The 7,758-nt window shown below is 77.2% G+C and carries 4 protein-coding genes and 1 pseudogene; 1 reads left to right on the forward strand and 4 read right to left on the reverse strand.

Features of this window, described 5'->3' with window-relative positions; all coding sequences use genetic code 11:
- Positions 1-38 precede the first annotated feature (38 nt).
- From AB0G13_RS33185 to AB0G13_RS33200, 4 genes are all read right to left on the reverse strand, one after another.
- Positions 39-1,208: a DUF58 domain-containing protein gene (locus tag AB0G13_RS33185; protein WP_357883179.1), complete on the reverse strand. Its 1,170-nt coding sequence runs from the start codon at positions 1,206-1,208 to the stop codon at positions 39-41.
- A 12-nt stretch (positions 1,209-1,220) separates the two neighbouring features.
- The gene (locus AB0G13_RS33190) at positions 1,221-2,216 is read right to left on the reverse strand and encodes a MoxR family ATPase (RefSeq protein WP_121400830.1); all 996 of its coding nucleotides are present in this window, start codon (positions 2,214-2,216) and stop codon (positions 1,221-1,223) included.
- Between the two features lie 25 nt (positions 2,217-2,241).
- The gene (locus tag AB0G13_RS33195) at positions 2,242-4,815 is read right to left on the reverse strand and encodes a fibronectin type III domain-containing protein (RefSeq protein ID WP_357883186.1); all 2,574 of its coding nucleotides are present in this window, start codon (positions 4,813-4,815) and stop codon (positions 2,242-2,244) included.
- Between the two features lie 219 nt (positions 4,816-5,034).
- Positions 5,035-5,892 carry a hypothetical protein gene (locus AB0G13_RS33200; RefSeq protein ID WP_357883183.1) on the reverse strand — a complete coding sequence of 286 codons (858 nt, stop codon included), beginning with the start codon at positions 5,890-5,892 and terminating at the stop codon, positions 5,035-5,037.
- A 1,606-nt stretch (positions 5,893-7,498) separates the two neighbouring features.
- On the opposite strand from AB0G13_RS33200, the pseudogene AB0G13_RS33205 reads away from it, so the two are divergent.
- Positions 7,499-7,758, forward strand: a pseudogene (locus AB0G13_RS33205) (hypothetical protein); the annotation flags it as partial.

Here is a 7,758-nt window from a genome sequence, read left to right on the forward strand (position 1 = left end):
GGCGCCGACCCCGCTGGCCGCCGCGCCGCCGGCCACCGTCACCACCTGCGCACCCCGTCCCACTCGGCGGCGAAGGCCGCCCCGTCCGCGGCGTCGATCACCACCAGGCCGGCCGCGCCCGACGGCGCCGGCTCCGTCGCCCCGAAGACCCCCGCCACCACCGACGGGTACGCGGCCCGCAGCGCGCCCACCGTCCCCAGGTCGTCCCGGCCACCCGGCCCGGTGAGGAAGACCAGCGTGTCGCCGAGCCGCTCCCGCCGCAGCCGGGTGGCGGCGGGCTGAAGGTCACCCCCGTCGGCGAGCCCCGCCGCCGCGAGCCGGTCCAGCGGCCCGTGCCCCGCCGCGTCGCCGCCCCCCGCCGGGGTGCCGGCCGGCTCCGGGACGACCAGCAGCAGCACCACCGGCAGAGCCTCGCGGTACGCGGCGACGAGCACCGAGGCGGCGGCCTCGCACGCCGACTCGAACGACTCGGCCACCCCGTCGAGGCGCTGCGGATGGGCGCCCGCCCGGTTGTCCAGCAGCACCACGATCCGGGGCAGGCTGGTGTCCACGTTCTCCCGCACCATCAGCTCGCCCACCCGGGCGCTGGTACGCCAGTGCACCCGGCGCAGCTCGTCACCGACCACGTACTCGCGCAGCGAGTCGAAGGTGATCGACCCGTGCGGCACCTTGTCCACCCGGCCGTCGAGGCTGCGCCCCGCGCCCGTGGGCACGGCGTTCAGCGGGTGGACGCGCGGGTGCACCCAGACCGGCACCGTGCCGCCGTACGGGCGGGCCAGCGCCACCAGGCCCAGCGGGTCGCGCCGGGTCACCCGCAGCGGCCCCACCGGCACCACCCCCCGCCGGGCGGTCGGCACCTCGTAGCGGACCGTGGTGTCCCGGCCCGGCCGCAGCCGCAGCAGCGGCACCGGGACCGCGCGGTCCCCGCACCGGTCCTCGGCCACCAGGCTCGCCGCCCGCAGCCGCCCGGCGTTGCGCACGGTCAGGGTCATCGCCGCCGGCTCGCCCCGCGCCACCCGGTCCGGGTCCGCGCTGCGGGTCACCTCCAGGCGGGGCCGCCAGGCCGCGGTCAGCACGGCGTAGCCGACGGCGGTGCCGGCCGCCGCCCCGAGCAGCGTCAGCTCCGGGTACGCGAAGCGGAAGCCGGCGCCGAGCAGCACGACGGCGGCGACGAGCAGCCCGACACAGCGGGCGGTGAGCGCGGACACCGGCGTCGCCGGTCAGCCCTGGACCGGGGCCGGCTGGCCCGAGGGGAGCGGCACCGGCACCGAGGCGACCGCCTGGCGCAGCACCTCGGCGGCGGTCACCCCGCGCACCTGCGCGTCGGGGGTGAGCAGCAGCCGGTGCGCGAAGACCGGCTCGGCCAGGGTCTTCAGGTCCTCCGGCATGATCCAGCCCCGCCCGTCGATCAGCGCGTACGCGCACGCCGCCCTGGTCAGCGCGATCACGCCCCGGGGACTGACCCCGACCCGCACCTGCGGGTGGGTGCGGGTGGCCGCGGCCAGCCGCACCGCGTACGCGTAGAGCGGCTCGGCGATGTGCACCCGGCGGGCCATCCGGACCATCTCCCCGACGGTGGCCGTGTCGGTGACCGCCGTCAGCGCCTCCGGGGAGCGGACCGTCGCCCCGCGCAGCACCTCCACCTCGACCGCCTCGTCGGGGTAGCCGACGGAGAGCTTCACGAGGAACCGGTCGAGCTGAGCCTCGGGCAGCCGGTACGTGCCGTCCATCTCCACCGGGTTCTGGGTGGCCACCACCAGGAACGGCTGCGGCACCGGATGCCGGACCCCGTCGACGGTGACGGTGCGCTCCTCCATCACCTCCAGCAGCGCCGACTGGGTCTTCGGCGACGCCCGGTTGATCTCGTCGGCGATGACGATGTTGGCGAACACCGGTCCCGGGTGGAACTCGAAGCCCCGGGTGGCCTGGTTGAAGATCGTCACCCCGGACACGTCGGAGGGGAGCAGGTCGGGGGTGAACTGGATGCGCCGCCACTGCCCCTTGACGGTCGCCGCGATGGCCCGGGCCAGGGTGGTCTTGCCGACCCCCGGCACGTCCTCCAGCAGCACGTGCCCCTGGGCGAAGAGGGCGGTCAGCGCCAGCCGGACCACCTGCGGCTTGCCCAGCACCACCGCGTTGACGTTCTCGGCCAGCCGGGCGGCGAGGGCGGCGAAGCCCTGCACCTCCGGCTGGGTGAGCGGTTCTGGGGTGTTCACGCGGTGGTGCTCCTTGCCTGGGTGGTCAGCAGGTGGGCAGGACCTTGATGTCGTCGCCGCCCTCCAGGTTGAGCCAGGCCCAGGGGATGTAGGTGCGTCCCTCGTAGTCGACCTGCACCCACCAGGTGCTGCGCTTCTCGTTGTTGTAGATGTAGGCGTAGACCTCTTCGCCCTGCTTCTTGCAGTAGGCCTTGAGTCGGGTGCCGTTCGCGACCCAGCCGGCCTGCTGGTCGTCGTCCTGCCGGGTGACCCTGAAGATCTCGTTGCCGTTGCGCTCGCCGGGGATCTCCCGGGTGCAGTAGCGGGCCTCCTCGCCGGAGGAGCCGTTGCGGCAGGTCGCGATCCCGTACAGGGCGCCCGTGGCCTGGGCGCGGGTGGCGGTGCCCTTGCCGGCGGCGTTGCTCGCCGTGACGGTGAAGGTGTACTTCGTGCCGGGGGTCAGGCCCGTCATCGTGATGCTGGAGCAGTTCCCGGGCTTCGCCGGCTCGCCGCTGGTGCTCAACGAGCAGGTCGCCTTGCCGCCGCCGGCGTCCACGGTGAACGTCACCGTCGCCGAGGTGGCGTTGGCCGAGGAGCCGGTCACGGTGACGCGGGGCTCGGCCACCGTGCGGGCCGTGGCGGTGGCCTCCGGGCCGGGGCCGGCCTCGTTGACCGCCCGCACCTTCACAAGGACGTTCTGACCGTCGCCCAGCCCGTCCACCGTGGCCCGGGTGTCGGTCACCTCGCTGCTGCGCCCACCCACGTCCACGAGGTACTTCGTCACCGGGCGGCCGTTCGCCACCGCCGGCGCCCACTGCACCGCGACGGTGCCCGGCCGATCGGCCACCGTGGTCGGTCGTAGCTCGGTCGGTCGCTCCGGCGGCGCGTACGGCACGACCGTGTTGCTCACCGGCGAGGCCGCCGAGCCGGCGCCCCGGTCGTTGACCGCCACCACCGTGAACGCGTACTGCGTGCCGTACTCCAGCTCGCCCGCCGGCACCACCAGCTCGGTCCTGCGGGACTCGCCGGCCGGGGCGTTGGTGCCCGCCGACGTGGCCGTGACCACGTACTTCGCGATCGTGTTGCCCTGCCCGTTCGCCGCCGGCCACGTCACCAGCACCGTGCCGTCCGGGCGCTCCTTGGCGGTGACGCCCGACGGCGGGTCCGGCACCGCGGCCGTCGGCGTCACCGGGTTGCTGGTACGCGCGGGACCGTCGCCCTTCGCGTTGACCGCGTGCACCGAGAACCGGTACGTCTCGCCGTTGGTCAGGCCCTTGATCTCGACGGCCCGCTGGTTGGCGCCCACCTCCACGCGCTGGCCGGCGCCCTGCACCACGTACCGGACGATCTCCGCCCCGTTGGCCGGGGCCGGTCGCCAGCTCACCCGGGCCTGCGCGTTGCCGGCGGCGGCGGTGACGCCGCGCGGCGCGCCCGGCTTGCCCACCCTGGGCTTCTTCGGCGGGGGCGGCGGTGGGGGAGCGGGCGGCGGGTCGCCGCCGAGCACGTCGTTGGCGTACTTGTCGACCTCGCGGACCTGGTGCCTGTCGTCCACCACCTGGGCGGTGGCCGAGTCGGGAGCGTTGATGAACAGGTGGTTCTCCCGCACCTCCAGCTCCAGCGGCCCGGTGCCCCGGCCCCGGATGGTGTCGACGAGCTGGCCGGCGGAGTCGAAGGCGTAGACCGTGCCGGACGCCTCGTCGGCGCAGTAGTAGCGGCCGGCCCACGCCACGGCCGGGCTGAGCTGGTCGCCCGTGCCCGGCACGGTGAACGCCCGCACCGCCCCAGCGTCGTCGACCACGTGCACCCGCCGCTCGCCGGGCACCGTCACGGGCACGTCCGGCCCGCTGGTCCGCGCCGGCAGCGCGCCCGGCGTGGTCATCGTCAGCGGCGTGGTGCGGACCTCGCCGCGCTGCACGGTCACGAGCGCCCCGGCGGTGCGGTCGAGCACCGCGACGCCGTCGTCCAGCGTGGAGACGACCAGGTCGTGGCTGGCGTCCGCGACGTCGTACGTCTCGACCTTCTTCGGGCTGAGGCCGGCTCCGGCGGGCGCCGCCGACGCGGGCGCGGAGGGAAGCGGCGCGGCGGTGACCGCCGAGACGGTGCCCTCGCTGGGCACCGCGATCCAGAGGCGCCCCTCGCCGTCGAAGGAACCGCCGGTGATGCCCGGCGGGTAGCGCACCGGCTCGCCGACCGGGGTCAGCGACCGGGGGTCGAGCTGCCGGACGACGCCCTGCACGGCGTCGACGACGAACGCCGCGTCCTCGTGCAGGGCGACGTTGACGCCCAGCCCCGGGGTCGTCCGGGTGGTCGCGGTGATCTGGAGGGTGGCCAGGTCCAGCGAGCTGACCTGACCGGTGTTCAGGTCCCGCAGGACCAGCAGCCGGTCGGTCTGGGTGACCTGCATCGGGTGCCGGCGGGCGCCCGGGACCCCGACCCGGGTGTCGACCCGTGCGGTGATCCCGTTGACGCGGGCCAGCTCGCTGCGCGCGGCGCTCCACAGCCAGGAACTCGCGTCGTGGCTCGCCACCGCGTTGTCCGCCGCGCCGAGCCCGTGGATGGTGAGCCCCATGGCGGCCAGCAGCGCGGCCACCGTCGCGATGGTGACGACCCCGCCGCGCATCCGGCGGGGCCGGCGACGCGGGGGACCGGTGCCGGCGTGCCCGGCCTCGTCGATGGTGGCCACTACCGGCTGCCTCCCCTGTCGTCCCTGGCAGGTGGCGCGCCCTGTCCGGCGACCCTCCCCTGAGCCGGGTGCCATCATATGGCCCGGCCGGGGGCGGGGGAACCCGCACCGTCCCCCTGTGGACACCGAGCGTGTGCGCCGCGCCGAGGTGGACGGTCAGCTCGACGGCGTGTCGCCCTCCCGTTCCGTGCAGACCTGCCCGGAGGTGGCGAACGAGTCCGTCGAGTAGACCGCCAGTACGGTGAAGCAGTAGTCCACCTGTGAGTTGAGCCCGTTGACCGTGTAGCTGGTCTGGCCCGGGTCCACCGTGGCCATCACGCCCAGCGCCTTGCCGGTCCGGCCGCCGGCCACCATGAACGGCACCCCGCCGCCCGCCGGGTCCGTCCAGTTCAGGGTGATCGTCGCCGCGTCGTCCTTGAGCGTCAGCCCGCCCGGCGGGGGACCAGCGACCGTCGACGCGGACGGCGCGGCGGCCACCGGCGAGGCGGGTCCCGCCGGCGGCGCCGCGTCCCGGTTGAGCATCAGCACGCCCACGCCGACGAGCGCCGCGACGGCCAGGACCGCGACGACCACCGCGACGATGATCGCCGTCCGGTTCCGGCCGCCCTCCTCGGGCTCCGCCATCATCGGGTACGCCGGCGGTGGCGGGAAGGCCGGTGCCTGCTGCTGGGCGGGGCGGCCCGCAGCCGCCCCGGCCCGCACGGGCTGCGCCTTCATCGGGAAGGTCTCGTCGATGTCGAGGTACGCCGGCGGCAGGTCGTCGACCCTCTCCTGCTCCTGCTCCTGCTCCGGCTCCGCCTGCGCCGCCTCCTCCCGTTCCGAATCCGCCCGCTCCAGCTCGTCCTCGACGTCCAGCTGGTCGGCGTCGTCGTCGGGCGTCGGGCCCGTCAGCGCCTGCGGGGGAGCCGTGCTGCTCCACGGCGGCGCGGACATGCCCCACGGCGGCGCGCTCACCGGCGGCTGGACCCCGGGCGGGGCGCTCACCGGCGGCTGGATCCCGGGTGGCGCGCTCACCGGCTGCGGACGCTGCGGCGGCGCGTTGAACTGCGGGGGCTGGTGCGGCGGCCCGCTGACCGGCGGTGGGACCACCGGTGGCGGCGGGATCACCGGCGGGGGCGGGATCATCGGTGGGGCCGGGATCGCGGCTGCCGGCGGGGAACCGACGCCCCTGGGTGGCGTGCTGAAGGGCGTCGGTGGCGCGCTCACGGGTGGGCTGCTCGTCCAGTGCGCGGGCGGCGCGCTGACGGGGGACGTCGGGGGTGCGCTGACCGGCGTGGGGCGAAGCGGTGCCGGCGCGGCGGCGTGTGCCGCCGCGGGTGGCGTGCCGGGCGACGGCGTCTCGGACGGTCGCGCGGGGCTCGCCGGATCGGCCACCGTGCCCGGCGCGGCGTCGGCAGCGTCCGGTCCGGCGGGCGTACCGGCGGCGCGGGCGAGCTCCTCGGCGAGCAGCGGCTCGATCTGCTTGACCTGGATGGTCGGCTTGGCCCACCCGGGTGCCGGCCCCGCCGGACGCTCCGGTGCCGCCGACCGTGCTCCAGTCGCCGCATCCGGTGCCCCCGGCCGCGCGCCGGTGGCCGCATCCGGAGTTGATGAGCGCGGGTCCGCGGCGGGGCGCCCGGCTGGCAGCGGCGGCTCGCCGGCTGCCACGGCTGGCGCGGGGGCCGGCGTGCGAGCTGCGGACGACGCCGCCACGGCTGGCTCGCCGGCCGGTCTCCGTCCCGCCGACGCTGCCGACGCCGCCGCCGCGGCTGGTCCGGCGGCCGACGGTGCCTCGACGGCGGGCGACCCTGGCCGAGTCTGCGCGACGGCGAACGACGCGGCCCTGGCCGCTCCGGCGGTCGACGGCGTTCCGGTGGCGGCTGACGACGCTGCGGTCGGTGGCGCCTCCCCGTTGGGCGGCGCTGCCGCTGGCCCCGGTGGCGGGGAGGCTTCCTCGGCGGCCCGCTGCCGCGGCGGCGTGGCGGAATCCGGCCGAGGCGCCGCAGCCCTCGCCTGTGCTGCGGGCTCCGCGCCGGTCACGGCGGAGGTGGTGGGCTGTGGCGCGGCTCGCGGGGGAGCGGCCACAGGTTCCGGCGTGGCGGCGTCGGGAGCGGCCGCGTGCCGTCCGGTCGGCGGGGCGGGCGGTGCCGTACTCGCCGTCACGGCAGGCGCGGACGACGCCGGGGCCTGCGTCATCGGCGGGGCCGGCGGTGGCGGGATCGTCCTCGGAGCCGGGACGACCGGAGTCGCCCGCCCTGCCACCGGCGCGGCGGGGCGCGGCGGGACCTGCGGCGCAGCCGTGGGCGGCCCCGGCCTGGCGGGCGGCTGGGCCGCCGAGGGTGCCGGTGCCCACGGAGACTGCGGCGACGCCGGCCCGGGGCGTTGCGCCGGGACGACCGGAGGCGGTGGCAGGGGCGCCGACGGCACGTGCGGCTGCACCGGGGTGGCGGTGGAGGGCGGCGGCACGACCGGGGGCGGCGGCACGGGCGGGGCCGGGGTGTGTGGCGGTCGCGCCTGTGCGGCGGTGGACGCCGGAGGCGGGGGTACGGCGGCGCGTCCCTGTCCCGGTGGCGCGGGCACGACCGGCGGTGGCGGGATCGTCGGTGGCGGTGGAATCCGCTGCGGCGGCGCGGCGTACGGGGTGGCCCGTCCGTGCCCGGCGGCGGGCGGCGCGACCGGCGGGGCCGGGGCGCTCTGCGGCGGGGCCGGCACGTGGGACGCGGCCGGCGGCGCCCACGCCTGCTGCGGCGGCGGGGGAACAGCCGGCGGTGGCGGGATCCGGGGGGCCTGCGGCGGCGCCGGATACGGCTGTGCCGGTGCGGGCGGCACGTGGGGCGCGTGGGTGGTGGGGCCGGGCGCGTACGGGGACGCCGCGGGGTGCGGCGACGGGGGAGCGGGCAC

It is taken from the genome of Micromonospora sp. NPDC023633 (genome assembly GCF_040640035.1).
GTDB lineage: Bacteria > Actinomycetota > Actinomycetes > Mycobacteriales > Micromonosporaceae > Micromonospora.

Bases quoted from the DNA above. Each gene is read 5' to 3' on its own strand.
- AB0G13_RS33195 (WP_357883186.1), bottom strand. From the start codon at position 4,815: ATGCGCGGCGGGGTCGTCACCATCGCGACGGTGGCCGCGCTGCTGGCC.